The following is a 23,804-nucleotide window of genomic DNA, read 5'->3' as shown; positions in this document are numbered from 1 at the left end:
CGGTAAAAAACAAACATTATGAAAACATTCAAATCAGTTTTTGAAAATTATGACTGGGTAACCATTCAATCCAAGATATACCAAACAACCACTAAGCAGGTTGAGCAGGCATTAGCCAAAAACAAAAGAAATCTGGATGATTTTATAGCTTTGATTTCACCAATTGCAGCAACCTATCTGGAGCAAATGGCACAGGAATGCCATGAGTTGACCAAAAAACGTTTTGGGAAAACCATCCAAATGTATGCTCCGCTATATTTGAGCAATGAATGTCAAAATATCTGTACCTATTGCGGATTCAGTCTGGACAACAAAATAAAACGCAAAACATTATCGGATTCCGAAATAAAACTGGAAGCAGAGGCCTTAAAAACAGCGGGTTTTGATCATGTATTATTGGTTACCGGCGAAGCCAATTATACCGTAAACATCAATTATTTTCTAAATGCAATTGAGCAAATAAAAGAACAATTCTCAACCATATCAGTCGAAGTGCAGCCACTTTCGACCGAAGAATATCAAGAATTGCATAAAGCTGGAGTTTATTCGGTTTTGGTGTATCAGGAAACCTATCATCAGGAAGTCTACAAAAAGTATCATACCAAAGGTAAAAAGTCAAATTTTGATTTTCGGCTGGAAACTCCTGACAGAATTGGTAAAGCAGGAATTCACAAGATTGGATTAGGCGTTTTATTAGGACTTGAAGATTGGCGAGCAGACAGTTTTTTTAATGCACTGCATTTAGACTACTTGCAAAAAAACTACTGGCAGACGAAATATTCGGTTTCCTTTCCACGATTGCGTCCCGCCGAAGGAATTATTGAACCCAACTTTATTATGGACGATAAAGATTTAACCCAATTGATTTGTGCATATCGCTTATGGAATGAAGATTTGGAAATTTCAATATCAACCCGGGAAAACGAAAAGTTCAGAAACAATATCATCCCGATTGGGGTTACCAGTATGAGTGCTGGTTCTAAAACCAATCCTGGTGGTTATGTGGTCGATCCGCAATCCTTGGAACAATTCGAAATTAGCGATGAACGCTCTGCTCAAGAAATTGCAAAAATAATTAGTGATAAAGGATACGAACCGGTGTGGAAAGACAATCCTTATCTAATAACCTCAATGGATTGAAAAACTACTTTTTAACCTTAATTTAAAAATCTAAATTCTGCAATCTAAAATCAAAATGAGTGTAATTCAAGATTATTTAAGATACAACCGACAAACAATGCTGCCTGAAATAGGCGACGAAGGACAAGAAAAACTAAAAAAAGCCAAAGTACTTGTCATTGGTGCAGGCGGATTAGGCTGTCCAATATTGCAGTACATTGCTACCGCTGGCGTAGGAAGCATTGGCATAATTGATTTTGATAAAATAGAGATTCATAATTTACATCGCCAAATTCTATATAACGAAAATCAAATTGGACAAAGCAAAGCAACTACTGCCAAAGAAACTTTGAAAACATTAAATCCTTTAATTACTGTCGTTGCTTTCGAAGAAAAATTAACTTCTGAAAATGCCTCAACAATTCTGCAGAATTTTGATTTTATAGTGGACGGTTCTGATAATTTTACCACTCGTTATTTAGTGAATGACACTTGTGTGGCATTGGGAAAGACATTGGTTTACGGAAGCATCTTAGGTTTTGAAGGACAATTGGCCGTTTTCAATCATAACGGAACAAAAAATCTTCGGGATTTATTTCCAGAACCGCCTAACCCAAAAGATGTTCCTAATTGCAGTCTAAATGGCGTTCTAGGCACCTTACCAGGAATGATTGGAACTATGATGGCTCACGAAACCTTAAAACTGATAATGGATTTACCAACTTTAGAAAATGAATTGATATTGTTCAGCACTTTAAATTGGAGGTTTACAAAGCTGAAGTTTTAGTATTCAAAATTGTCATAAAAGCATCTCTTTCAATCTCTCTGCATCCCAAACTTTCGAGATGTTCATTATATACTTGGCAATCCAACAGGTGATAATTACAGTTTTTGAGTTGGTTTGCCAAAGCTATAAAAGCAACTTTCGAAGCATTGGAAACCAACGAAAACATACTTTCCCCACAGAAAACATGTCCCAAATCAATGCCGTACAATCCGCCAACGAGTTCATTATTTTGCCAAACTTCAACAGATTTTGCCATTCCTAATTCATTGAGTCTGCAGTAGGCATCAATCATATCATTGGTAATCCAAGTTCCGACTTGTCCATCACGTTTTATCTGCTGGCAATTGGAAATAACATCCCTAAAATTTTGATTGAAAGTAACCGTAAAAAGATTTCGGTTAAGAATGTTTCTCATACTTTTGGAAACAACTAATTCGTCCAAGAATAATACCATTCTGGGATTGGGCGCCCACCAAATAATGGGCTCTCCTTCATTAAACCAAGGAAAAATTCCGCTGTTGTAGGCTAACTGCAAACGCTCTGGAGACAAGTCGCCTCCAAAGGCAAGAATTCCATCACTATCTGCGTAAGAAACTGGTGGAAAAAATAAATCTTTGGATAAATAATACATTTTTCAATAGTAAAAAATCAATGGCAAAGTCAATTTCAAAAAAAAATCAGAAATTCAAGTAAACTCAAACTTCTGACCTCTTATTATCTCTAATTTCTAACTTCTATTTTTCTTAGAATGGCAAATCGTCTGCTTCTTCTTCGTTTAAATTAGTTGCTGGCGCAAAAGTTGCTGCAGCTGGCATTGGAGGCGCTTGCTGGGCTGGTGCATCGGCAGCCAATCTTTCAATTCTCCAACCTTGAATACTGTTAAAATATCTTGTTTCTCCTTGCGGATTAACCCATTCTCTTCCTCTCAGGTTGATAGAAACTTTTACAGCTTCACCAATATTATAACTACTTAGCAAATCACATTTATCTTGAGTAAATTCAATCAGAATGTGCTGTGGATATTGCTCATCTGTAGTAACAACCAATTCTCTTTTTTTGAATGCTGCACTCACTTGTTGCTCTGGATTAACAACTTTAATTTTTCCTAATACTTCCATCTTCTTTTTGTTTTATTATTGTTACTTTGAATTTATTTTTTGGCTAAAAGCACTTTCCAAGCTGAAAGAACATCATTTTCTAAAAGATATTTTTTGGCTTTCAAGTGCTGTTTTTCAAGGTCATCAGAGCTCAAAACAGCCTTTATGGCAAAATTTTGCTTTACAAATATACTAACTTCTTTAGTTGTAGGCAAGGCTTCAATATTCCCGAGCATCCCTAAATCGTTTCCATTGAAAACAGGACTGTTTTTAATAAAATCAGGAATGGCATCTACTCCAACACCAAGAGTTGTAAGTGGTTTTGACACTTCAAACAATCCTTGATTGGACCTAGAATACCAATTAGCTCCAAGCCTGGATACTAAATCTATTTTATGCTGGTCGATGGCTCCTTTTTCATTGAGAACCGCTTCGCTTATATGGATGCGAACTACTTCACAAAGGATTAAATTTCCTGCGCCTCCTTCTGTCCCTAACGGAATTATCTGAGTCACTTTGCACTCAAACTGAACGGGCGATTCTTTTACCCTATAAGGTTTTACAACCTCGGATGGAACTGGCGTAAATCCAGCTTTTAAAAACTCGTCAACGTCTTCGGCATATTCAGTGCTGGCCAGCGAAGTTTGCTGTACCATATCATAATTCACCACATTGATAACGACTTCGCCTGTGGCTTCGGCATTGATTAAAGTATGCTTAACCGTATTGTCTCTTACGCGTCTTGCGGGCGAAAAAATAAGGATGGGCGGATTAGCACTAAACACATTAAAAAAACTGAAAGGCGACAAATTAGGAATTCCAGTTTTACCAACAGTACTCGCAAAAGCAATGGGCCTTGGCCCGACCGAGCTTTGCAAATATCCCTGCAGTTTTACAGTGTCAATACTTTTTGGATCAATGCTAATCATAAAATTTTTCTTTGGACAAAAGTAACAAAATAGCGTATCATTATAAATTAATTGAAAAATATATTATGAAAACTGAAGCCCTGACCCCGATGAAAACAGCATCTCCCGATTTAGAAAAACAAAGTTTTTGCCTATAGTTTTTGTTAATCTGGAATACAACGGGCAGCAGAATACAGCTCCAAAAAAATCATCTAGCCCAACACAATCCAAAATGCATTATTTCGTTATATTTATACCACAAATTTACTTTTATGAACTTTTCTGAAAATAGAAATCCCATACGCTGGATAATAATTTTTATTTCTTTTCTGATAATCGCTATTATCCTTTGGAATACATATACTTTTTTTCAAATTTTTAAAAATGAAGAGCGCGTAAAAATGAATCTTTGGGCTATTGCCGAAAAAACATTAATTAACGCAAAACCAAATACCGAAGTTGATTTACCGCTTCAAATTTTCAATAACAACACCACTATTCCGCTGATTTTAACTGAAAACGACAGCATAATAAATTCTGTAAATATTGATGAGGAAATCATAAAGAACAAAGCAAAAGCTGAAGAATATCTGGATGAATTAAAAAATGAAAACGAGCCCATTACCATTATTTATGCGCCTGGAAAATCACAGCAATTATATTATGGAGATTCTTCCTTAATTGATAAACTCAAATATTATCCAATAGCATTATCGCTAATTATTGTCCTCTGCGGTATCCTGATCTACAATTTTTACCTCAACCATAAAATAGCAAGCCAAAACAAATTATGGGCAGGAATGGCTAAAGAAACGGCTCACCAAATAGGCACGCCCCTTTCTTCATTAATAGGCTGGCTGGAAATTTTAAAACTGGATAATGTAGATGAGTCCATTACTATGGAGATCGAAAAAGACATCGAGCGTCTGCAGACTATAACTGACCGGTTTTCGAAAATTGGTTCTGAACCAAAATTAGAACTAAAAGATATAGTCGAAGAAACCAAACAATCATATAATTATCTTATTTCACGTTTTTCTAACCAAATTGAATTTTCTTTTAAAGGTCCGTCAAAACCAATAGAAATTCTTCTGAATCCAACGCTACATAGCTGGACAATAGAAAATCTGGTTAAAAATGCCATAGATGCAATGAAAGGCCGAGGAAAATTATCTTTGGAAATTGAAGAAGACCAGCATCATATAAAAATAAATGTAACAGATACAGGCAGTGGTATTCCAAAAAAAGAATTCCACCGTATTTTTGAAACCGGTTTTACCACCAAAAAAAGAGGATGGGGACTTGGGCTTTCTTTAACCCGCAGAATTGTAGAGGAATACCACAAAGGCTCCATTAAAGTACTTCATTCTGAAATAGGGAAAGGCACTACTATGCAGATTTCATTCTTAAAAAATAATCACTCCTGAAATAAAAAAAGGATTTCAAGCTGTTTGAAATCCTTTTTTTAGTAGTGCAAAATCTTTTTTTCCTGTATTTAATTTAAGGGAACCCCGAACCATGTCACTTTAGTAAACATCCCTTTTCGGGCTGATTTACTTTTGCTCAAATACTCATTTACAAATTTTTCCTGCTCTTCTATTTGTTTCAAAACATCGATTATAGATTTTTTCAACGATTTTACATTTTCAAAATTGTTATCATTGTACTTCCCAATCTTATAAATCCGATTTTGACAATCCAGTATTTTTTGTTTTGGGGTTACAATCATTTCCTTTATCGCTTCATCTGGCAAAAGCGGTTTGAATTTATTATTTCTATACATTATATAATCATTAAACTGTGCTATAGCCTGATTATAATCATCACTAATACTCTGCATTTTTGCCATTGCCTCATTATTTTGCAAACCATCTGCTTCGCTCCTTTTGAATTGAACCATTTCCTGAATCAAACTGTTTTTGACACCATTATTCTGAATTCGAATCAAAGCAGTTCTTGCCTTATCCAGATCTGACATCCGGTCATATTCTTCTATTTGATTTACAAAATCAAATTTGGGTTTGGCTGTATTAATCTGGGTTTTTCCATCTATAAATTCCTGATTGGTAACCGTATAATTCAAAAACTGCCATAAATAATCAAAAGGCATGTGTGTAGCAACAAATTGATTTGGTGAAACTTTATAATTGAGGTTGTTTAATTTTTTAAAAAACTTATTTTTATTAACATATCCAGCTCCCCAAGTCGGATCAAAAAGCCACCAAGTATTATCAATTTTTGCGGCACACCAAGCATGTGACAGTATGTCTACTTTACCATTTTGCTTGGTATATCCATAAACAATATAGGATTTAATGCCCACTTTTTTGGCAATATCATTAAAAACTTCAGCATAATGAATACAAACCCCTTTCTTGGTTAATACCGTATTTTTTATTTTATCTGGGGAAACTTCTTTAAAATCAATAGACGTAATATTCTCAATATCATAGCTGATATTGGATGCTGTCCAATAAAACACAGCTCTGATTTTATCTTTTTCTGATTTAAAATTTTCATTGACATATTTAGCAATTCCATCTGTTGAAGCACTTAAATCGCCAGGAATTTTGTCCATTTTAGCATCTGTCACAGCATAAGGATTCTTGGCTTGACCAAAACTGATCCCTGTAAACATTAAAAGCAAAAAAAATATCTTCATAATAATTTCATTTTTAGGCATAAAAAAACACAAACCTTTAGAATACATCTTAAAAAAATTTGTGTTTTTAACCTTTATGTTATGTTTTTTTACAAATTAGCCCGAATACTTTTTGCCAATGATTCAAACTCTTCATTTGTAAAACTTACTTTGTGTCTGAAAGTCATTTCGCCCATTTCATTTAAGGGAATCAGGTGAACGTGTGCATGCGGCACTTCAAGACCTACTACAGCCATTCCTACCCGTAAACAGGGAACCGTTTTCTCAAGTGCAATGGCAACTTTTTTTGAAAATGCCATCAAACCAAGATACAAATCATCTTCAATATCAAAAAACTTATCAATTTCTTTCTTTGGAATACAAAGCGTATGCCCTTTTGCATTCGGATTTACATCCAAAAAGGCCAAGAAATTTTCATCCTCCGCTACTTTGTAACAAGGAATATCTCCGTTAATTATTTTTTTGAAAATAGTACTCATAATCGTCTGGTTAATTTATTGAATCGGTTAATCAGTTAACCAAAAAACGGTTAAACAGTAAAAATTACTCTCTTGAAATTTCAAGAATTTCAAATTTCAAAACACCGTTAGGCACAGTAATTTCGGCAACTTCACCTACTTTTTTACCTAACAGTCCTTTTCCAATTGGAGAAGTAACCGATATTTTACCTGTTTTCAAATCAGCTTCACTTTCGGCAACCAATGTATATTTCATCTCCATTCCATTCGTTTGGTTTTTAATCTTAACTTGAGACAAAACCAACACTTTAGAAAGGTCTAAATTAGACTCATCTATTAATCTTGCATTAGAGTGAATTTCTTCCAGTTTTGCGATTCTCATTTCCAGCATTCCTTGGGCTTCTTTGGCCGCATCATATTCCGCATTTTCAGACAAATCCCCTTTATCTCTTGCATCTGCTATATCTTGAGATGCTTTTGGACGCATCACGCTTTTTAAATAATCTAATTCTTCTCTTAATTTTTTTAATCCTTCCGCTGTGTAATACGATATTGCGCTCATAATTTCGTCATTTATATAAAATAGAAAAAATCCCATCAGGACGGGATTTCTTTCCACAAAGATAGTGTATTTTTATTTTTAGTTTACAATAATATGTTAATCATAATAATTCCAAAGTTAAATAAATTAAATTTGTTTCACTAATTCTTTAGACTTAATTTTAAATAATGAAAAAAGCTATTCTATTACTTATGATATCGCTATTTTTTTTGGGATGCAGCGACAATGAAAACTCCAATAAAAATCCTTATATCCCTAATTACAGCTTCTCTGTAGACCTCAACCTGAATTTACCGCTCTATTCAAATCTTAAAAGCCCCGGCAACGGCATTTATTATTCGAATGCGGGAGCCAAAGGCATATTCGTTTTCAATATTGGGAATGGTAACTACAACGCTTTTGATGCCGCATGTCCTAATCAGGAAATCAGTAGCTGTACCGCTATGACCCTCAAAGGAATCAATGCACTTTGTTCCTGCGACAGCAAAGAATACAACCTGTTTACTGGTCAGGGAGATGCCACCGCAACTTACCCTATGAAACAATACCGCGTACAAGTAATAAGTGAAACCCAAATACGCATTTACAACTAAATTTTTGGGCATGTCACTATAAAAAAAGGGGGCAATCACCGCACATTGGTGATTCCCCCCTTTCTTTTATACTGTCCTATCTGCGCTACTTCGGTAGCCGGCTTCTATCTCAATATCATTCACGCATGACCCTGAACATTATTTTAAACTCAGAGAAATTCTGAAACCATTAAACTTTCACATTTAAAACTTCAATGTTAATCCTGCCAAAAAATTAACTCCAGCCTGAGGAAAATAATAAACATAACCTCCTCCATAATCAGCTCCATTCGAAACATAATCAACATTAAATATATTGTTTACCAAAACATTGATTCCTATCGATTTAAAAACTGAAGCGGTTTTAATTTCATAAGCAGCATTTAAGTCATTTACAAAATAATCCTTCAGTTTACCGCTTGTATCATCAATGTTGTTCAAATACTGCTCGCTAACAAATTTAGACAGCCAGCTTATTCTTAATGCCGTTATTGGTGCAAATGTCAAAATATTTCCTGCAATAAAATCAGGAGAATAGGCAATATTAGTATTTCCCAGATTAACTAAACTACCACTGGCATCAGAAACAAAATCAACATTTTTATTACTGCTCAGCGTAAAGTTTGGCGATATAGACCACTTTTCTGCAAATTTAATAATCGCATCAACTTCCAATCCTAATCTATAACTATCCCCGCTATTCTTACGGATAGGAGAACCCACATCATCCAGCTCTCCTGTCAAAACCAACTGATCTTTGTATTTCATATAGTACACATTAGAATTGATTTGAATCGCTTTTGATTTCAGTCTCCATCCCAATTCATAATCATTTAGTTTTTCAGGTTTTACATTACTTCCTCCCTCATAATCTGTTCTATTAGGCTCTCGATTCGCTCTAGCATATGAAAAATATAAGGCGTTTTTTTCGTTAACATCAAACGTAAACCCAGCCTTTGGATTAAAGAAATTAAAATTATCATCTATCAAACCTGTTTCCCAGCTATTGGCTTTATAAGTCACATTTCTATATTGCAGATCTCCGTAAACACTTAATTTTTCTAACAATCGATAATTGGCTTTTGCAAAAACATTCCCATCAGTTTTTGTAGAAAAATCGTCATAATAATGATCACCCAACTCACTTTGTGAAGCATATCGAGCCCAAATTACTTTTCCAAAATGTGCTCCCTCGTATTTATTCCATCCACCTCCTAAAATCACATTTAATTTTTCAGCTTTATAATTAGCTGAAAATGTAGTTCCATAAAAATCATTATCCAACCATTTTTGACGAATCAAATCAGTTGTATTAACTGCACCAACTGGCTGTAAACCATAATCAGACATATCGGCATTTTCTTTATAATTTTCATAATACCCCTTTCCTTTCGTATAATGAAAAGCCAAATTAGTATTCCACTTTTCAGATACTTTTTCGTTCCAATGCAATTGATAGTGATCTTGCTGGTAATTGTCAGTTTCGTTATTATAGTAACGAGTATTTCCAAACTCATCAGTAAATTCCCCAGCGGAGTTGTAGGTTCTCTCATTCGCCAATTTAACGGCATCAATTCCGTTCCAAGCCTGATAGGTTTTTTCGGTACCACCAAAGGTTAAGGCTTTAATTAAAGTAGTTTTCCCTACATAAGTTCCCTGCAGGAAATACGATTTCAAATTGCTGCTTGCTCTATCTATATAGCCATCAGATTTTAAAGTCGATAAACGCCCAGCAATCTCAAAATGATCATTCATCAAACCAGTGCTGAATTTTACTGTATGTTTTTGAGTATTGAAGCTTCCAAAAGAATTCGAAATTTCTCCTGTGCTTTTCTTGGTATAATTGTCTGTCAGCATATTCAAACTCGCTCCAAAAGCACCAGCTCCATTTGTAGAAGTTCCTACGCCACGCTGCAATTGCAAACTCTCAACCGAAGAAGCAAAATCAGGCATGTTTACCCAATAAGTTCCATGGCTTTCCGAATCATTATAAGGAATCCCGTTAATTGTTACATTAACACGAGTAGCATCACTTCCACGAACACGAATCCCAGTGTAACCTAAGCCATTACCAGCATCGGAAGTTGTGACTACAGAAGGTAAATAATTCATTAGCACAGGAATGTCTTGACCTAGATTTCGAACGGCTAATTCTTCCTTACTCATGTTAGAAAAGGTTACAGGTGTTTTTGCAGTAACTCTTACCGCCGAAACCAAAACCTCATCAAGCTGATTAACTTTTGTAGTATCTTTTACTTGTGAGAAAGAGAATAAAGAAGTTAGAGCAAAGAAAACAGAAAACAATAATGAAGTTTTGTTCATTACACTTTGCACCTTGCACTTTGTACTTTTTAAATTAAATAGATTTTTCATCCGTAAAAAGATTACGAATAAAAGGGGGAATTATTCTTTTGTTTAAATTAATAAATAATTGTTCTACGGCAAATAGATAGTGTAAACGCTACTTTTTTGTCGTTTTTTCCCTTGGCAGCATTACCCGCCCAGGTTCTTTGGGTATGATCTCAGCTCGTTATTTGGAGCACCCCTTTGAGACAATGCAAAAATAGCATTAAAAATTTCAAAAATCAATAACAATTTCAAAAATCAATGGCAATGGAAAATTCAATTACAAATTTAAAAAGGAAAATTTAAATTAAGGCAACTAGTCTAAATCAGGTTTTCTGCGTGATTGTTTAATTTCAGAAATATTTTTTTTGTCTTTAATGCGTTTTCGAATGACTGCTTTGGGTATTTTGGTTGGCTTGCGTACTTTTGGGACATACAATCCTTTTTTTATAATATTCAAAAAACGTTTGGTAACAATTTCTTTGTTTTTTAGCTGGCTTCGATCTTCATCACAATTCAAAATCAAAATTAAATCTGCGGTTAATCTATTTTGTAAATTGGCTTCTAAAAGCATTTTTTCTTCATCTGACAATGCTTGGGAATTTCGCAGATCAAAAGTAAGCACGACCTTAGACGAAACCTTATTAACATTTTGTCCTCCAGCACCACTGCTTCTTACTGCTTTGTATTTTACCTCCGAAAGGATAATTTGAATTTCCATTTATAATGGCTGATGAGCCTTTTTTAACAAATCATTTACTGTTTTTACAGGATTAAAAGTAAACAGAGGCACTTCAACAAAAACGGTTAACCAATTAGCCATAGCACCATTCCATAAACCTGGAAGCTCATAAGACTTAATATCAACCCCAGCATGATTTTTATATACAATAAAACCGCTTTCCGGATCTATAAACTGCTTTAAATCGAACTTTTGGTTTTGATAATTTTTTAACCCGCAAACCAAATCTACGGGATTAAAATGTGTTGCTTCCCCAAATAACTTCAATTGTTTACTGTTTTTCAAATCAATCTGCGAAGTCTCAACAATCTGCAGCGTTTGTTTACCGTCAATACCTCTGACCCAAAACGGCCCTCCGCCGGGTTCTCCCTCATTTTTTACCATTCCGCAAACTCGAATGGGCTTATTGAGCAAATCCTTTAATTTCCCAATTTGATTTTTAAGCTTGAATTTATAAAAATCGTTATCCAATTCAATATTCAATTTTTCTTTGATAAAAATCAAAATCTCATTTATTGTTCTTTCATTAGTATCACCATTGTCTAATGCTTTCAAATATTCAAAAATTTGATATTGCAGCTCCAATAAAATTCCGGCTAAGCCTTTTTTATAAAAAGAAATCTGATGAATATCGTTTTGAATCACATTGTCTATATTTTTAACAAAAACGACATCTGCATCAATTGCATTTAAATTCTCTATCAAAGCACCATGTCCCCCAGGTCTAAAAACCAACATTCCTTTTTCGTCTCGAAAAGGCTTATTTTCCAGATCTACTGCAATAGTATCGCTTTCTTTTTTTTGAAAAGAAAAGCTAACTTCTATTTTTGAATTTGATTTTATTTCAATTTTGCTTTTTATTTTTTCGATAATTGCTTCAAATTGCTCTTGATGACTCTCAGAAACCGTCAAATGCAAACTGGAGTGATTATTCGAAGTTGCATAAAAAGCACACTCATGCAAATGTTCTTCAATAGGTGTAACTATATTTGCAGGGTATCTATGAAACGGAAGAATTCCTTTGGGCTTATTAGCAAAGTTAAAATATTCAGGTGACAAGAGTGTCTTTATAAAATAATAGTTTTTATAATCGCTCTTCAGTTTATTAAAATCAGGATATATTTCATGCAGTTTTTCGTCGACTTCTTTAAAAAAAGGAAACTTATCCATCCCTACAATAAACAAGGATAATTCAGCATCTTTTTTTCTGTTGATGTAAGCATTAATAGTTTCATGCCCAAAATCAAAATCATTCAAAAAAGCACTTAAAAACTTAAACATTCTTGTGGCCGCTCCAGAAGCAGGGACAAATTTTTGCAGTTTCAGACTTGATTTATTAGCCTCAAAAAAATCCGCTTTTTGCTCAAAATCAGCATCAGATAATTTCAAGATTCCATGATTTATAGTTGCTGGGTTAACCAATACTATTTTGTGTACTCCTTCCCTGAAAATACTAAGCTGTCTTTTTATATTTTCTGCTGGAATACCGTGCTGGTAGATCTGTAAAAAATCGACAGAAGAAAATCCCAACTGTAAAGCCAAAGTCAAATCCTCTACAATGGCAACAGCTTTTTTTAAACGAGTCTCTTTGTCGCCAGAAATAGTAATAAAAGGTTTTCTGTTATCAATCAGCGATTGCTTAAAAACTTCAAAAACACTTTCTCTTCCCTCTGGACTATCCCGCAAACCATCATCTTCCCATGGCACATCAATATCTGTCAAAAAAAACAAATCGTATTGATGAGTACGTGCAGCCTTATCCAGTAATGAATCGCAAAAATTATAATACAACTCGGAAAACACCTTTGTTACTAATAAATTAGTATCACAAAAAAGATATCTGTTAGCAATTAATGCACTTTCATTTTCCAGTTTTGTCTGCCCATAAGCAATAGGTAACATATCGTCAATATCGCAGATGCCACGGCCACTGTCTAATTTTTCCTGCAGATAATCGCGTGCGAATTCGGGAACCCAAACCGTTTTATAATATTCGGCGAGTTGTGTTGCCAAAGTAGTTTTTCCTGTAGACTCTGGACCAAAAATGGCAATTTTTATAATTGGTGCTGCTCCAGATTTTGCGAGCTGTTCAAGATTTTCTTCCATTCTAAAAAACCGTAAACGGCAATAATTGTGAATATTATATATTGAAAACTGGTAAAGGTATAACCTTTTGCAAAATAAAGCGGAATAGAAAGCAAATCTCCTGCAATCCAAAAAATCCAGTTTTCAATTTTTCTTTTGGCCATTAACCACATTCCAACGAAAAATATCGCGGTCAATAAGGTGTCTAAATAAGAGTACCAATTCGTAAATTTATTAAAATAAAGATAAATAACAACCACAAAGACAATAGTTAGTGTAAAAATAATAACAGCTATTACACTCTCTTTACCATTCATCGTAGAAATTGGAAATTCATCGATATTATCCTTTTTTCGTGTCCAATGATACCATCCATAAATACTCATTATAAAATAATATACATTAATCATAGAGTCACCTAACAAGCTCCATTGCCAAAGCAGATATGCATATATTGAAGTACTGATTAATCCTGTCGGAAAAACTAAAATATTATCCTTCTTGGCATACCAAACACTGCATAGCCCAAAAAAGACAGCTATAAGTTCCAAATACACTTCATGAATAGGATAGCCTTCATATTGAGCAAATAAGTAATCAAACATAATAGTTTACTTTTTATCCGTATTAAAAAAATCGGCATCATTTTCAAATGCTGTTCCTATAACAACCAAATCAGCTCCTGCTTTATAAGCGTTCTGAATACCCTGTAAATCTATGATTCCGCCACCAACTATCAGCGGAATTTCGATATTCTTTGCAATTAACTGAATCATTTCTAGCGGAACTGCATTTTTTGCACCGCTACCCGCTTCAAGATATAGTAATTTATTCCCCATCATTTCGCCCGCCTGCGCAGTTGCAAGTGCTAAGTCGGGGTTATTCCTGTCCAAAGGTTTGGTTTTACTGATGCGCTCTACGGCAGTTTTGCCCCCGCTTTCTATGAGCATATAGCCTGTTGAGATAATTTCGAGCTGTGTTTTCTTTAAAATTGGAGCAGCGCTTACTTGATGTTCTATCAAATAATCAGGATTACGGCCAGAAATTAAAGACAGAAACAAAATAGCATCGGCCTGATCTGAAATCTGGGATGGATTTCCCGGAAAAAGAACTATAGGCAAACTCATTTTTTGTTTTAAAGCAATAATCAATTCGTCCAGAATATTATTTTGAACATGGCTTCCGCCAATAAAAATATGAGTTGCGGGTGACTGTTTGATCTTTTTGATTAAATATTCCACATTGTCCCAAATAATTTTATCGGGATCCAGAAGAATAGCGAGTAACTTTTGATTTACTTCTTTAGATTGAAGAATTTGTTTATATATTGTCATAGAAATTTCACAGAGAGACGCAAAGTTAGCGCAAAGATGTACAAAGATTAAAAACTATTTTTCGAAAGCATAAACCAAAGTAAAGTTTTCTATTTCCAGATAATTTACTTCGAACTTTTTTTCCAAATTATCAAATAGAAGACAAGCATGAGTTTGGTTTTCAGTTAAAGAAAAAGGCGCTACCTGAATGTGGTCTTTAAAACTGATTCCTTTTTCGTTTCTAATTTTAAAAATTGCTTCTTTGGCTCCCCATTTAACCGTGAGTTTTTTAATGTAATCTAGCGTATCAAAACTTTGTAAACGCTTCAATTCTTTTTCGTTTACAAATTTATCTGCGATACGGATTATTTTCTCACGCTGTAATTCCATGTCAATTCCCACGGTTTCTTCACTAACAATAATTGCAGCAAAATTATGAGAATGAGTAATCGAAATATAACGATGATCACTTAAATACGGTTTTCCGAATTCGTCATAATGCAAATCAAAGTCATTAATTCCCAATTCCTGAATGAGCATACGCACACTCAAAAAGGCACGCCGATGCAATTCGGATTTCATTCCGTTTAATCTGAGCTGAGTTTTTTCTTTTAAAAGTACTTTTTTTAATAACTCATCCAAAGATTCGGTTACTTTCCAAACCAGAATTTGTGTTGTTGCACTGACGTTTATAGTTTTGAATAAAGGCATTTACTTAAATTACGAATTAGGAATTTTGAATTACGAAGTTTCTTTGTAGCCCTGATGGAAACGGCATCCTTTTGTGGCGGAGTTCGCCATAAAAGATATAGTGGACAGCAGGATTAGCTTCAAATAAAAAATTATTTCATTAAAATTCAAAAGATTAGAACATTAAACGATTCATAAAATATTCCTGAATCCTTTTTAAATAATAAGTTATTATGTAAATTTGCAAAAAATTTTACAATTACAAATATACTATAAATGAGTACAACGACTACGCCTTATGTGGCTTTCAAAGTAAAAGACATTTCTCTAGCAGCTTGGGGAAGAAAAGAAATTGAACTAGCTGAAGCTGAAATGCCAGGTTTGATGGCACTTCGTGCTGAATACAAAGACGAACAGCCACTTGCTGGCGCTCGTATTGCTGGATGTCTGCACATGACGATTCAAACTGCCGTTTTGATCGAAACTTTAATCGCTCTTGGTGCAGAGGTTACCTGGTCTTCTTGTAACATTTTCTCTACTCAGGATCAGGCTGCTGCTGCTATCGCTGCTGCTGGAATTTCAGTTTATGCTTGGAAAGGTCTTGACGAAGAATCTTTTGACTGGTGTATTGAGCAAACTTTATTTTTTGGCGAAGACAGAAAACCATTAAACATGATTCTTGATGATGGTGGAGATTTGACAAACATGGTTATTGACCGTTTCCCGGAATTGGTTCCTGGAATTAAAGGATTGTCTGAAGAAACAACAACTGGTGTTCACAGATTGTACGAAAGAGTAAAAGCCGGAACTTTACCAATGCCTGCAATCAACATTAATGACTCTGTTACTAAATCGAAATTCGATAATAAATACGGCTGTAAAGAATCTGCTGTAGATGCGGTTCGCCGTGCAACTGACTTAATGTTAGCTGGGAAAAGAGTTATCGTTTGTGGATACGGTGATGTTGGAAAAGGAACTGCTGCTTCTTTTAGAGGCGCTGGTTCTATTGTAACAGTAACTGAAATTGACCCAATTTGTGCGTTACAAGCTGCAATGGACGGTTATGAAGTTAAAAAATTAAACACTGTAATTGCTAATGCTGATATCATCATTACAACTACTGGAAATAAAGATATCGTTCTTGGAAGTCATTTCGAGCAAATGAAAGACAAAACTGTTGTTTGTAACATTGGTCACTTTGATAACGAAATTGATATGGCTTGGTTAAACAAAAACCATGGTGCTTCAAAAATCGAAATCAAACCACAAGTTGATAAATATACTATCGCTGGAAAAGACATTATTATTCTTGCTGAAGGCCGTTTGGTAAACCTTGGATGCGCTACCGGCCACCCAAGTTTTGTGATGAGTAACTCATTTACTAACCAAACTCTAGCTCAAATCGAATTGTGGAAAAACAGCGCGGCTTACAACAATGACGTTTATATGTTACCAAAACATTTAGATGAAAAAGTAGCGGCTTTGCACTTGGCTAAATTAGGAGTTGAACTGGAAGTTTTACGTGACGATCAGGCAGCTTACATAGGTGTTGAAGTTCAAGGTCCATTCAAACCAGAATATTACAGATATTAGTATTTTTTTAGTACTAAGTATTAATACAAAAACCTCACATCACTGTGAGGTTTTTTTTTGTTGAATTGAATTTTAGACAACTATTTGCCAACAATAGCATCTTGAGTTATCGTCTTGACTACCAGTGGAATTTCCACAGGTGGCTGCTCTTCTTTTTTTAATTGCTCAATTTTTTCCAGCTGCTTCCTCTTCCCTTTATCTTTGATAGTTATCGTAATAACTGAACTTGTCATAAATCCTCCAAATGTAGTAACAAGTAGATCTTCAGTACCAAAACCTTCCTTACCATGATTAATATCATAAATCTCTTTTGCCGTACCAACTAAAAAAGCACAAGCAGTCGAATAAAGGAGTGATTTTGGAGCGTTTTTAGTATGCTTATAAATCACTGCATAAGACAATGAAGATACCAAAGCTCCCGCACCAAAATGTGCAAGTTTGTCTTGTTTAATATCAGTTTGAGAAACCAAAGAAACAGACCACAAAAAAATTAACGCACTTATTTTCATATTCTTATTATTTTACTTAAAATTATAAAAATAATTTAAATATGATCATAAAAATTACCAATATTTTACACATATCGGATTAAAAGCAAGTAAAATAGATTAATTTAATAATAATAAAAAAAATGTAAGTTTTTTTAAAAATTTCTTTAATTGAAAAGAAAAAACTACCTAACTAATGTTAAAAAAATATTTATTTGTTAAAAAATCATAAATAAATATAACATTCTGACAAAAAAAGGATAACTATTAAATTTAACAAAAGAAAACAAATATCAAATCAAAAAACTCAATTGACACCCTGACATATTTCACTAGAATAAAAGCTCAAGATTCATTCGAACCAGAATATTACAGACACTAGAGGACTTTAAATTGTTGATTGACAATTTATGATTTTAAACTGAAAACCCTTGAAATGATGCGAGGGTTTTTATTTCTGTAAATTAGCCCGAATAAAGAGCTGCGCCATTGTTTGTTTAAAATATTAATTTTAAAACAAAAAAGCTATTACTGTAAGTTTTTCATCTTTTTATCAACCAATGGGTAAAATAGAAATGATGAAGAAAATTAACAATCAATCATGAAAGATCAATTTACAGACGAAATATTCCCCCATCAGGCATTGATTCATAAGATTTGTCGAATGTATAGAGATACTCCTGAAGACCAGGAAGATCTTTTTCAAGAGATAATTTATCAACTTTGGAAATCCTATCCTAAATTTCAAGGCAAGTCTAAAGTATCGACCTGGATGTATCGTATAGGATTAAACACAGCCATGGCATCATTCAGAAAACCCAAAGTCAAACTACTGTATTCTGATGCTCTTCCCGAGAAAAATATCCTCCCGGAAATCGCAGAACCTTGGCGAGAGGAACTTCTATTTTCGGCCATTCGCCAACTAAGTGAAGATGAAAGAGCACTTATTGCTCTTTACCTAGACGATTTAAGCTATGTCGAAATTGCAGAAATCGTTGGAATTTCAGAAAGCAACATAGGAGTTCGTTTGAGCAGAATTAAGAAAAAACTTAAAGCAATTTTAAATAGATAATTATGGAACTAGAAAACTTAAAATCAGAGTATCAAAATGCAGGGAAAGCGCTATTGAGCAAAGAAAATATTCAAAAAAAGATTCTTGAAAACAACCATCCTGTATTAAAAGACATCAGAATACAGCTGCTTACAGAAACCGTTTTTTGGGCTATTTTCCTAGCGGTATATTATAATATTTTTGATGGACACTTAAAATCTCCTCTTTGGAACGTCCTGCTTGTCGTATCGGTTATTTTTATACTGGTACATAATGTATTGGGATTCCAAATCATAAGCAATCCGATAAATGGAGAGACCATTCTTGAATCACTAAAAAATTACCAGATCAAAATCAAAAACTATGCTGTTATTTCTATAGCTACGCGAGTAGCTGCCATTGCTATACTCTTGGGCTACTTCATCTCAACCATAGCATTTACGAAAGAAAAACTGTTCTCCTTAGGATTTATTTCTCTTATTATTCCTGTTCAAATTTACTTATTGCATCGGGTTTGGGCAAAAAGAAAAAGCAGAATAAACAACATACTTCAGAAGCTGAAAGAATAAACAAATTAATTTTCGCACTAATATCAAAAAAAAAAAAAAAAAAAACCGTTTCTTTCGAAACGGTTTTTTTTGATAATCTTTATGATTACGCTTCAAATGGAAGTATAGAAACATAAGATTTGTTATCTCTTTTCTTTTGGAATAAAACAACTCCATCAACTTTTGCATGTAAAGTATGATCTTTACTAATGTAAACGTTTTCACCTGGATTATGCTTTGAACCTCTTTGTCTTACGATGATGTTCCCAGCAATAGCAGCTTGACCGCCAAAAATCTTAACGCCTAAACGTTTTGATTCTGATTCTCTACCATTCTTAGAACTACCGACACCTTTCTTGTGAGCCATGACGTATTAGTTTATTTTGTTATTATTCTTGTGTATCTTCTTTTTTAGCTTTTGGAGCTTTTTTTACTTTAGGAGCCGGAGCTTCTTCTGTAGTTGCTTCAACTGCTGCTTTTTTTGGCGCTGCTGCTTTTTTAGCTGTCCCACCTGCAGTAATACCTTCAATTACAATTTGAGTAAGATATTGTCTGTGACCGTTTCTTTTTTTGTATCCTTTTCTTCTTTTCTTTTTGAAAACGATAACTTTATCACCTTTTAAGTGTTGTAACACTTTAGCTTCTACTGAAGCACCTTCTATAGCTGGGGCGCCTATTGTGATTGAACCGTTATCATCTACCAAATAAACTTTATCAAAAGAAACTTTTGATCCTTCTTCATTTGCTAAACGGTGAACGTAAACCTTTAGGTCTTTGCTAACTTTAAACTGTTGCCCTGCTATCTCTACGATTGCATACATACTGAATTGTTTTAATAATTTTTAAGGATGCAAATATACAATTAAATATTTACCCTGCAATTCTTTGCAAAAAAAATATTTACAGTCTTACTTTTTATCATTTCGCACTGTATTTGAAACAGTTAACAGATGAGGCAAAATCAGGGTTAATATATTGTTAATACCAAATTTACTAATGTCCCGCAAAATAAAAAAACTACTTTTGATCTAATAAAACCAAAACTATTAGCAATAGAAAATAAGTTTATCAATCTTTGCAAAAAAAACCGCGACAATGTTAAGTAACGCAATAACGTTAGGAGGAGTTGCTTCGGCACAAAAAGTAGCTTTCGAAGAATATGATTTAGACAATGGGCTGCATGTCATTTTACATCATGACGCATCGGCTCCGGTTGTAATCACATCGGTTATGTATCATGTAGGCGCCAAGGATGAAAATCCGGACCGCACTGGTTTTGCTCATTTTTTTGAGCATTTATTATTTGAAGGCACGCAAAACATCAAAAGAGGTGAATGGTTCAAGATTGTTACTTCCAACGGAGGAACAAATAATGCCAACACTACAGATGACAGAACCTATTATTACGAAATATTCCCATCAAACAATTTAGAATTGGGACTTTGGATGGAATCTGAAAGATTAATGCATCCTATAATAAACCAAATTGGGGTCGATACTCAAAATGAGGTTGTAAAAGAAGAAAAGCGAACCAGTTACGACAACAGGCCATACGGCAACATTCTGGCAGCGGTAAAACAGCATATGTTCAAAAATCATCCTTACCGATGGACAACCATAGGTTCCATGGAACACATAGATGCAGCAACACTCGAAGAATTTCAAGCATTCAACAAAAAATTTTACTTGCCTAACAATGCCGTTTTAGTCGTTGCAGGCGATTTTGAAAAAAGACAGGCGAAAGAATGGATTCAAAAATATTTTGGACCAATAGCCAAAGGTGAAATAAGTCCAAAAAAAACATATCCCGAAGAACCTATTACGCAAACCATCGAAGCAGTGTATGAAGACCCAAACATTCAAATTCCAATGCTGGTTGCCAGTTATCGCACACCTTCAATGAAAAGCAGAGATGCAAGAGTACTGGATTTAATTTCGTCTTACCTTAGTGACGGCAAAAGTTCTAAACTATACAAAAAAGCAGTAGATGATAAAAAAATGGCATTACAGATTGGAGCAGTCGGCTTTAATCAAGAAGATTACGGAATGTACATCTTATATGGTTTACCAATGGGTAATTTCACCACCGCCGACCTATTGAAAGAAATTGACGAAGAGATTGTAAAAATTCAAACAGAGTTAATTTCTGAAAATGATTATCAAAAACTGCAAAACAAATTTGACAACACCTTTGTAAATTCCAATTCCACCATAGAAGGGATTGCCAATAATCTTGCTACCTATTATTTACTATATAAAGATGTAAACCTAATTAATACCGAAATCGAACTATATCATTCTATTACTCGTGAAGAAATAAGAACCGTTGCAAAAAAACACCTAAATCCAAATCAGCGTTTACTTTTGGATTACATCCCTGCAAAAGCACCTAATTAAAAACTTAAAGAAAGCAAGCAACAGTATTCATCATTTGTTATAAACAGGAATTATGCCAGCACAAAACCGCATACAGCCCAAATCCGGAAAATCACCAATTATAAACATCAAAAAACCACAAACCTTTATCCTGGCAAACAGAATGAAAGTATTGGTGGTCGAAGATCATAAATTGCCTCGAGTTACTTTTAATCTAACTCTAGACAATCCCCTGTTTACCGAAGGAAACAAAAAAGGCGTAGATGAATTAACCAGCAATTTAATTGGAAACGGAAGCAAAAAAACATCAAAAACAGTCTTCCATGAAGAAATAGATTTTTTGGGAGCCGACATCAATTTTAGTTCACATGGCGCAACCGCAAATTCTCTTTCAAAATACAGTGGCCGAATTTTAGAATTATTAGCCGAAGGAGCATTGCATCCTAACTTCACTCAAGAAGAATTTGACAAAGAAAAAGCCAAATTAATTGAAGGAATGAAAGCAGAGGAAAAAAGTGTTCCTGCAATTGCAAATCGTGTGGTTGATGCATTGGCTTTTGGTAAAAACCATCCTTCTGGCGAATTCATGACAGAGACTACATTAAACAACATTACTCTGGCTGATATCGAAACCAATTATCACAATTATTTTGTTCCTGAAAATGCTTATTTGGTAGTCGTAGGCGATGTAAAACATACCAATGTTAAAGCTGCTGTTGAAAAATTATTTGGCACTTGGGAAAAAAGAAGCGTTCCGAAAACATCATACAATACACCTGAAAATGTTTCGAATCTGCAAATCAATTTAGTAGATGTCCCAAATGCAGTTCAATCTGAAATAACTTTGGTAAACACTGTGAATCTAAAAATGAACAACCCAGATTTTTTTCCAGCAGTAATTGCAAATCAAATCCTAGGAGGTGATTTCAACAGTTATCTAAACATGAATTTACGCGAAAAAAACGCTTGGACTTATGGTGCACGATCCAGTATAGGAGCAGGAAAGCATACTACAAAGTTCTACGCTAAATCGGCTGTAAGAAACACCGTTACCCATAGTGCCGTTGTAGAATTCATCAAAGAAATAAAAAGGATAAGAACCCAAAAAGTAACCGATGAAGTATTAAAAACCGTCAAAGCAGGCTATATAGGCCGTTTTGTTATGCAGGTAGAAAAACCGCAAGCAGTAGCCCGATACGCATTGAATACAGAAACCGAAAGACTTTCTGTTGATTTTTATGAAAAATATATACAGACTATTAATGCAGTAACCACGGATGATGTTTTGCGTGTAGCCAACAAATATTTTCTGATAGACAATATCCGGATCGTAATTGTGGGAAAAGAATCTGAAATTGCACCAGAATTGGAAAAACTAAAAATTCCTATGTTTTATTTTGACAAGTATGGAACTCCTTTAGAAAAACCTGCCTTTAAAAACTAAATCAGACAGAGAACTGCCTCACTTACATCTATTTCTTAGCCGATAAATAAACACCAATCAGAATAATAAAAGCGCCAATACACTGAACAAACGTCAGCACTTCATTATCCAGCAGTCCCCAAAAAATAGCAACTATAGGAATCAAATACGTAACCGATGTTGCAAAAACAGGTGATGAAATATGGATTAGCTTAAAGAAAATAACATTGGCAATTCCTGTGCCTATAACCCCTAAAATAAATATAAACCAAAGAGAATGCTGTACTTTTTCGACATGGATAACTTCAAAAAAATCAGTAAAAAACAAAATCCCCAAAGCAGGAAAAAGCAAAATTAAAAAATTTCCAGTGGTGATACTCAAAGAAGTCATGTCTGATAAATATCGTTTTATTAAATTAACGTTTGTTGCATAACAAATAGAGGCAATCAAAACCAAAATCGCATAATAATAATTCTGCTCCGGATGATTAACCGCACCATTAAAAACTAAAAGAAGACAGCCAATAAGCCCAATAATTACTCCCCATATTTGGCTTCTCCTGAAAGTAATCCCAAAAAAAGCGGCTCCCAAAATCAATGTATTCAGCGGAGTCAATGAATTTAGAATCGCCGTAATTGAACTGTCAATCTGAGTTTCTGCTATCGCAAAAAGATAAGCTGGAATAAATGTGCCAAATAAAGAGGTTAATGCAATATATTTCCATTGATGGCTTGGAATTTTCAATAAACTTTTAAATCCAATTAACAGCAAAAACAGTGCAGCAAAAATAATGCGCAATGATCCTAATTGCAAAGCCGTCAGTCCAATTAACCCTTTTTTTATCAATATAAAAGAACTCCCCCAAATTAGCGACAGAACCAACAAATAAATCCACTTCAACTGCTTTAACATGATAAACACTATTTTTATTTTGGTGCAAAATTGTAATAATTTTAGCAACTGCAGCTCTTTTTTTAATTATT

General features: G+C 34.3%; 25 protein-coding genes. 9 read left to right on the top strand and 16 right to left on the bottom strand.

Annotated features, from left to right (window positions below; all coding sequences use genetic code 11):
• Positions 1-18: 18 nt before the first annotated feature.
• Both thiH and AC1DVP_RS04100 read left to right on the top strand, forming a co-directional pair.
• Complete coding sequence (thiH, locus tag AC1DVP_RS04105) at positions 19-1,140, top strand: 2-iminoacetate synthase ThiH (protein ID WP_477182277.1); 1,122 nt, start codon at positions 19-21, stop codon at positions 1,138-1,140.
• A gap of 55 nt (positions 1,141-1,195) precedes the next feature.
• Entirely contained in the window at positions 1,196-1,906 is a 711-nt protein-coding gene (locus AC1DVP_RS04100; protein WP_477182276.1) for a HesA/MoeB/ThiF family protein, read from the top strand.
• On the opposite strand, the gene aat is transcribed toward AC1DVP_RS04100, so the two are convergent.
• From aat to AC1DVP_RS04085, 3 genes are all read right to left on the bottom strand, one after another.
• Complete coding sequence (gene aat / locus AC1DVP_RS04095) at positions 1,887-2,537, bottom strand: leucyl/phenylalanyl-tRNA--protein transferase (RefSeq protein ID WP_477182275.1); 651 nt, start codon at positions 2,535-2,537, stop codon at positions 1,887-1,889. The genes AC1DVP_RS04100 and aat overlap by 20 nt on opposite strands.
• A 112-nt stretch (positions 2,538-2,649) precedes the next feature.
• Positions 2,650-3,024, bottom strand: a complete 375-nt coding sequence (locus AC1DVP_RS04090; RefSeq protein WP_077371427.1) for a DUF3127 domain-containing protein — start codon at positions 3,022-3,024, stop codon at positions 2,650-2,652.
• Between the two features lie 32 nt (positions 3,025-3,056).
• Complete coding sequence (locus AC1DVP_RS04085; RefSeq protein WP_477182274.1) at positions 3,057-3,932, bottom strand: flavin reductase family protein; 876 nt, start codon at positions 3,930-3,932, stop codon at positions 3,057-3,059.
• Positions 3,933-4,183: 251 nt separating this feature from the next.
• Between AC1DVP_RS04085 and AC1DVP_RS04080 the strand changes: the two genes are divergently transcribed.
• A complete protein-coding gene (locus AC1DVP_RS04080) occupies positions 4,184-5,338 on the top strand; it encodes a sensor histidine kinase (RefSeq protein ID WP_477182273.1) in 1,155 nt (384 codons plus the stop codon).
• Between the two features lie 68 nt (positions 5,339-5,406).
• Here AC1DVP_RS04080 and AC1DVP_RS04075 read toward each other — a convergent pair whose 3' ends face one another.
• From AC1DVP_RS04075 to greA, 3 genes are all read right to left on the bottom strand, one after another.
• Complete coding sequence (locus AC1DVP_RS04075) at positions 5,407-6,573, bottom strand: transglutaminase domain-containing protein (protein ID WP_477182272.1); 1,167 nt, start codon at positions 6,571-6,573, stop codon at positions 5,407-5,409.
• Positions 6,574-6,662: 89 nt separating this feature from the next.
• Complete coding sequence (locus tag AC1DVP_RS04070) at positions 6,663-7,052, bottom strand: HIT family protein (protein ID WP_477182271.1); 390 nt, start codon at positions 7,050-7,052, stop codon at positions 6,663-6,665.
• Positions 7,053-7,116: 64 nt separating this feature from the next.
• A complete protein-coding gene (greA, locus tag AC1DVP_RS04065; RefSeq protein WP_477182270.1) occupies positions 7,117-7,593 on the bottom strand; it encodes a transcription elongation factor GreA in 477 nt (158 codons plus the stop codon).
• Between the two features lie 167 nt (positions 7,594-7,760).
• Here greA and AC1DVP_RS04060 point away from each other — a divergent pair, with 167 nt between their 5' ends.
• The gene (locus tag AC1DVP_RS04060) at positions 7,761-8,186 is read left to right on the top strand and encodes a Rieske (2Fe-2S) protein (protein ID WP_477182269.1); all 426 of its coding nucleotides are present in this window, start codon (positions 7,761-7,763) and stop codon (positions 8,184-8,186) included.
• A gap of 183 nt (positions 8,187-8,369) precedes the next feature.
• Here AC1DVP_RS04060 and AC1DVP_RS04055 read toward each other — a convergent pair whose 3' ends face one another.
• From AC1DVP_RS04055 to AC1DVP_RS04030, 6 genes are all read right to left on the bottom strand, one after another.
• Entirely contained in the window at positions 8,370-10,487 is a 2,118-nt protein-coding gene (locus AC1DVP_RS04055) for a TonB-dependent receptor (protein ID WP_477182268.1), read from the bottom strand.
• 340 nt (positions 10,488-10,827) lie between these two features.
• Positions 10,828-11,232 carry an alternative ribosome rescue aminoacyl-tRNA hydrolase ArfB gene (gene arfB / locus AC1DVP_RS04050; RefSeq protein ID WP_477182267.1) on the bottom strand — a complete coding sequence of 135 codons (405 nt, stop codon included), beginning with the start codon at positions 11,230-11,232 and terminating at the stop codon, positions 10,828-10,830.
• Positions 11,233-13,359 carry a DUF4301 family protein gene (locus AC1DVP_RS04045; RefSeq protein ID WP_477182266.1) on the bottom strand — a complete coding sequence of 709 codons (2,127 nt, stop codon included), beginning with the start codon at positions 13,357-13,359 and terminating at the stop codon, positions 11,233-11,235. It abuts the gene before it with no gap.
• On the bottom strand, positions 13,308-13,943 hold the full coding sequence (pnuC, locus tag AC1DVP_RS04040; protein ID WP_477182265.1) for a nicotinamide riboside transporter PnuC: 636 nt from the start codon (positions 13,941-13,943) through the stop codon (positions 13,308-13,310). Before pnuC ends, AC1DVP_RS04045 begins: the two co-directional genes overlap by 52 nt.
• 6 nt (positions 13,944-13,949) lie before the next feature.
• Positions 13,950-14,672 (bottom strand): phosphoglycerol geranylgeranyltransferase, encoded by a 723-nt coding sequence (locus AC1DVP_RS04035; protein WP_477182264.1) that lies wholly within the window; start codon positions 14,670-14,672, stop codon positions 13,950-13,952.
• 54 nt (positions 14,673-14,726) lie between these two features.
• Positions 14,727-15,362 (bottom strand): 4'-phosphopantetheinyl transferase family protein, encoded by a 636-nt coding sequence (locus AC1DVP_RS04030; RefSeq protein WP_477182263.1) that lies wholly within the window; start codon positions 15,360-15,362, stop codon positions 14,727-14,729.
• A 255-nt stretch (positions 15,363-15,617) separates the two neighbouring features.
• Here AC1DVP_RS04030 and ahcY point away from each other — a divergent pair, with 255 nt between their 5' ends.
• Positions 15,618-16,934: an adenosylhomocysteinase gene (gene ahcY, locus AC1DVP_RS04025; protein WP_445551360.1), complete on the top strand. Its 1,317-nt coding sequence runs from the start codon at positions 15,618-15,620 to the stop codon at positions 16,932-16,934.
• Positions 16,935-17,014: 80 nt separating this feature from the next.
• On the opposite strand, the gene AC1DVP_RS04020 is transcribed toward ahcY, so the two are convergent.
• The gene (locus AC1DVP_RS04020) at positions 17,015-17,443 is read right to left on the bottom strand and encodes a YfiM family lipoprotein (RefSeq protein WP_477182262.1); all 429 of its coding nucleotides are present in this window, start codon (positions 17,441-17,443) and stop codon (positions 17,015-17,017) included.
• 580 nt (positions 17,444-18,023) lie between these two features.
• Here AC1DVP_RS04020 and AC1DVP_RS04015 point away from each other — a divergent pair.
• Both AC1DVP_RS04015 and AC1DVP_RS04010 read left to right on the top strand, forming a co-directional pair.
• The gene (locus AC1DVP_RS04015) at positions 18,024-18,494 is read left to right on the top strand and encodes an RNA polymerase sigma factor (protein ID WP_477182261.1); all 471 of its coding nucleotides are present in this window, start codon (positions 18,024-18,026) and stop codon (positions 18,492-18,494) included.
• Positions 18,495-18,496: 2 nt separating this feature from the next.
• On the top strand, positions 18,497-19,042 hold the full coding sequence (locus AC1DVP_RS04010) for a hypothetical protein (protein ID WP_477182260.1): 546 nt from the start codon (positions 18,497-18,499) through the stop codon (positions 19,040-19,042).
• Positions 19,043-19,127: 85 nt separating this feature from the next.
• Here the strand turns inward: AC1DVP_RS04010 and rpmA are convergent, their stop codons facing one another.
• Together rpmA and rplU are read right to left on the bottom strand one after the other, a co-directional pair.
• Positions 19,128-19,388, bottom strand: coding sequence for a 50S ribosomal protein L27 (gene rpmA / locus AC1DVP_RS04005; protein ID WP_348822531.1), 261 nt, complete (start codon positions 19,386-19,388; stop codon positions 19,128-19,130).
• 22 nt (positions 19,389-19,410) lie between these two features.
• Positions 19,411-19,842, bottom strand: a complete 432-nt coding sequence (gene rplU / locus AC1DVP_RS04000) for a 50S ribosomal protein L21 (protein ID WP_477182259.1) — start codon at positions 19,840-19,842, stop codon at positions 19,411-19,413.
• A 274-nt stretch (positions 19,843-20,116) separates the two neighbouring features.
• On the opposite strand from rplU, the gene AC1DVP_RS03995 reads away from it, so the two are divergent.
• Positions 20,117-21,418: a M16 family metallopeptidase gene (locus AC1DVP_RS03995; RefSeq protein ID WP_477182258.1), complete on the top strand. Its 1,302-nt coding sequence runs from the start codon at positions 20,117-20,119 to the stop codon at positions 21,416-21,418.
• Between the two features lie 52 nt (positions 21,419-21,470).
• Complete coding sequence (locus AC1DVP_RS03990; protein WP_477182257.1) at positions 21,471-22,841, top strand: M16 family metallopeptidase; 1,371 nt, start codon at positions 21,471-21,473, stop codon at positions 22,839-22,841.
• 28 nt (positions 22,842-22,869) lie between these two features.
• On the opposite strand, the gene AC1DVP_RS03985 is transcribed toward AC1DVP_RS03990, so the two are convergent.
• Positions 22,870-23,736, bottom strand: coding sequence for a DMT family transporter (locus AC1DVP_RS03985; RefSeq protein ID WP_477182514.1), 867 nt, complete (start codon positions 23,734-23,736; stop codon positions 22,870-22,872).
• Positions 23,737-23,804 lie beyond the last annotated feature (68 nt).

The sequence above is a fragment of the Flavobacterium sp. P3_A6 genome (assembly GCF_056403035.1).
The sequence above is the reverse complement of the archived record's forward strand: the minus strand, read 5'-3'. Positions and strand labels throughout refer to the sequence as shown.

Excerpts from the sequence above, each read along its gene's own strand:
- thiH (WP_477182277.1), top strand. The coding sequence starts at position 19 with ATGAAAACATTCAAATCAGTTTTTGAAAATTATGACTGGGTAACCATT.
- AC1DVP_RS04100 (WP_477182276.1), top strand. The coding sequence starts at position 1,196 with ATGAGTGTAATTCAAGATTATTTAAGATACAACCGACAAACAATGCTG.
- aat (WP_477182275.1), bottom strand. The coding sequence starts at position 2,537 with ATGTATTATTTATCCAAAGATTTATTTTTTCCACCAGTTTCTTACGCA.
- AC1DVP_RS04090 (WP_077371427.1), bottom strand. The coding sequence starts at position 3,024 with ATGGAAGTATTAGGAAAAATTAAAGTTGTTAATCCAGAGCAACAAGTG.
- AC1DVP_RS04085 (WP_477182274.1), bottom strand. The coding sequence starts at position 3,932 with ATGATTAGCATTGATCCAAAAAGTATTGACACTGTAAAACTGCAGGGA.
- AC1DVP_RS04080 (WP_477182273.1), top strand. The coding sequence starts at position 4,184 with ATGAACTTTTCTGAAAATAGAAATCCCATACGCTGGATAATAATTTTT.
- AC1DVP_RS04075 (WP_477182272.1), bottom strand. The coding sequence starts at position 6,573 with ATGAAGATATTTTTTTTGCTTTTAATGTTTACAGGGATCAGTTTTGGT.
- AC1DVP_RS04070 (WP_477182271.1), bottom strand. The coding sequence starts at position 7,052 with ATGAGTACTATTTTCAAAAAAATAATTAACGGAGATATTCCTTGTTAC.
- greA (WP_477182270.1), bottom strand. The coding sequence starts at position 7,593 with ATGAGCGCAATATCGTATTACACAGCGGAAGGATTAAAAAAATTAAGA.
- AC1DVP_RS04060 (WP_477182269.1), top strand. The coding sequence starts at position 7,761 with ATGAAAAAAGCTATTCTATTACTTATGATATCGCTATTTTTTTTGGGA.
- AC1DVP_RS04055 (WP_477182268.1), bottom strand. The coding sequence starts at position 10,487 with ATGAACAAAACTTCATTATTGTTTTCTGTTTTCTTTGCTCTAACTTCT.
- arfB (WP_477182267.1), bottom strand. The coding sequence starts at position 11,232 with ATGGAAATTCAAATTATCCTTTCGGAGGTAAAATACAAAGCAGTAAGA.
- AC1DVP_RS04045 (WP_477182266.1), bottom strand. The coding sequence starts at position 13,359 with ATGGAAGAAAATCTTGAACAGCTCGCAAAATCTGGAGCAGCACCAATT.
- pnuC (WP_477182265.1), bottom strand. The coding sequence starts at position 13,943 with ATGTTTGATTACTTATTTGCTCAATATGAAGGCTATCCTATTCATGAA.
- AC1DVP_RS04035 (WP_477182264.1), bottom strand. The coding sequence starts at position 14,672 with ATGACAATATATAAACAAATTCTTCAATCTAAAGAAGTAAATCAAAAG.
- AC1DVP_RS04030 (WP_477182263.1), bottom strand. The coding sequence starts at position 15,362 with ATGCCTTTATTCAAAACTATAAACGTCAGTGCAACAACACAAATTCTG.
- ahcY (WP_445551360.1), top strand. The coding sequence starts at position 15,618 with ATGAGTACAACGACTACGCCTTATGTGGCTTTCAAAGTAAAAGACATT.
- AC1DVP_RS04020 (WP_477182262.1), bottom strand. The coding sequence starts at position 17,443 with ATGAAAATAAGTGCGTTAATTTTTTTGTGGTCTGTTTCTTTGGTTTCT.
- AC1DVP_RS04015 (WP_477182261.1), top strand. The coding sequence starts at position 18,024 with ATGAAAGATCAATTTACAGACGAAATATTCCCCCATCAGGCATTGATT.
- AC1DVP_RS04010 (WP_477182260.1), top strand. The coding sequence starts at position 18,497 with ATGGAACTAGAAAACTTAAAATCAGAGTATCAAAATGCAGGGAAAGCG.
- rpmA (WP_348822531.1), bottom strand. The coding sequence starts at position 19,388 with ATGGCTCACAAGAAAGGTGTCGGTAGTTCTAAGAATGGTAGAGAATCA.
- rplU (WP_477182259.1), bottom strand. The coding sequence starts at position 19,842 with ATGTATGCAATCGTAGAGATAGCAGGGCAACAGTTTAAAGTTAGCAAA.
- AC1DVP_RS03995 (WP_477182258.1), top strand. The coding sequence starts at position 20,117 with ATGTTAAGTAACGCAATAACGTTAGGAGGAGTTGCTTCGGCACAAAAA.
- AC1DVP_RS03990 (WP_477182257.1), top strand. The coding sequence starts at position 21,471 with ATGCCAGCACAAAACCGCATACAGCCCAAATCCGGAAAATCACCAATT.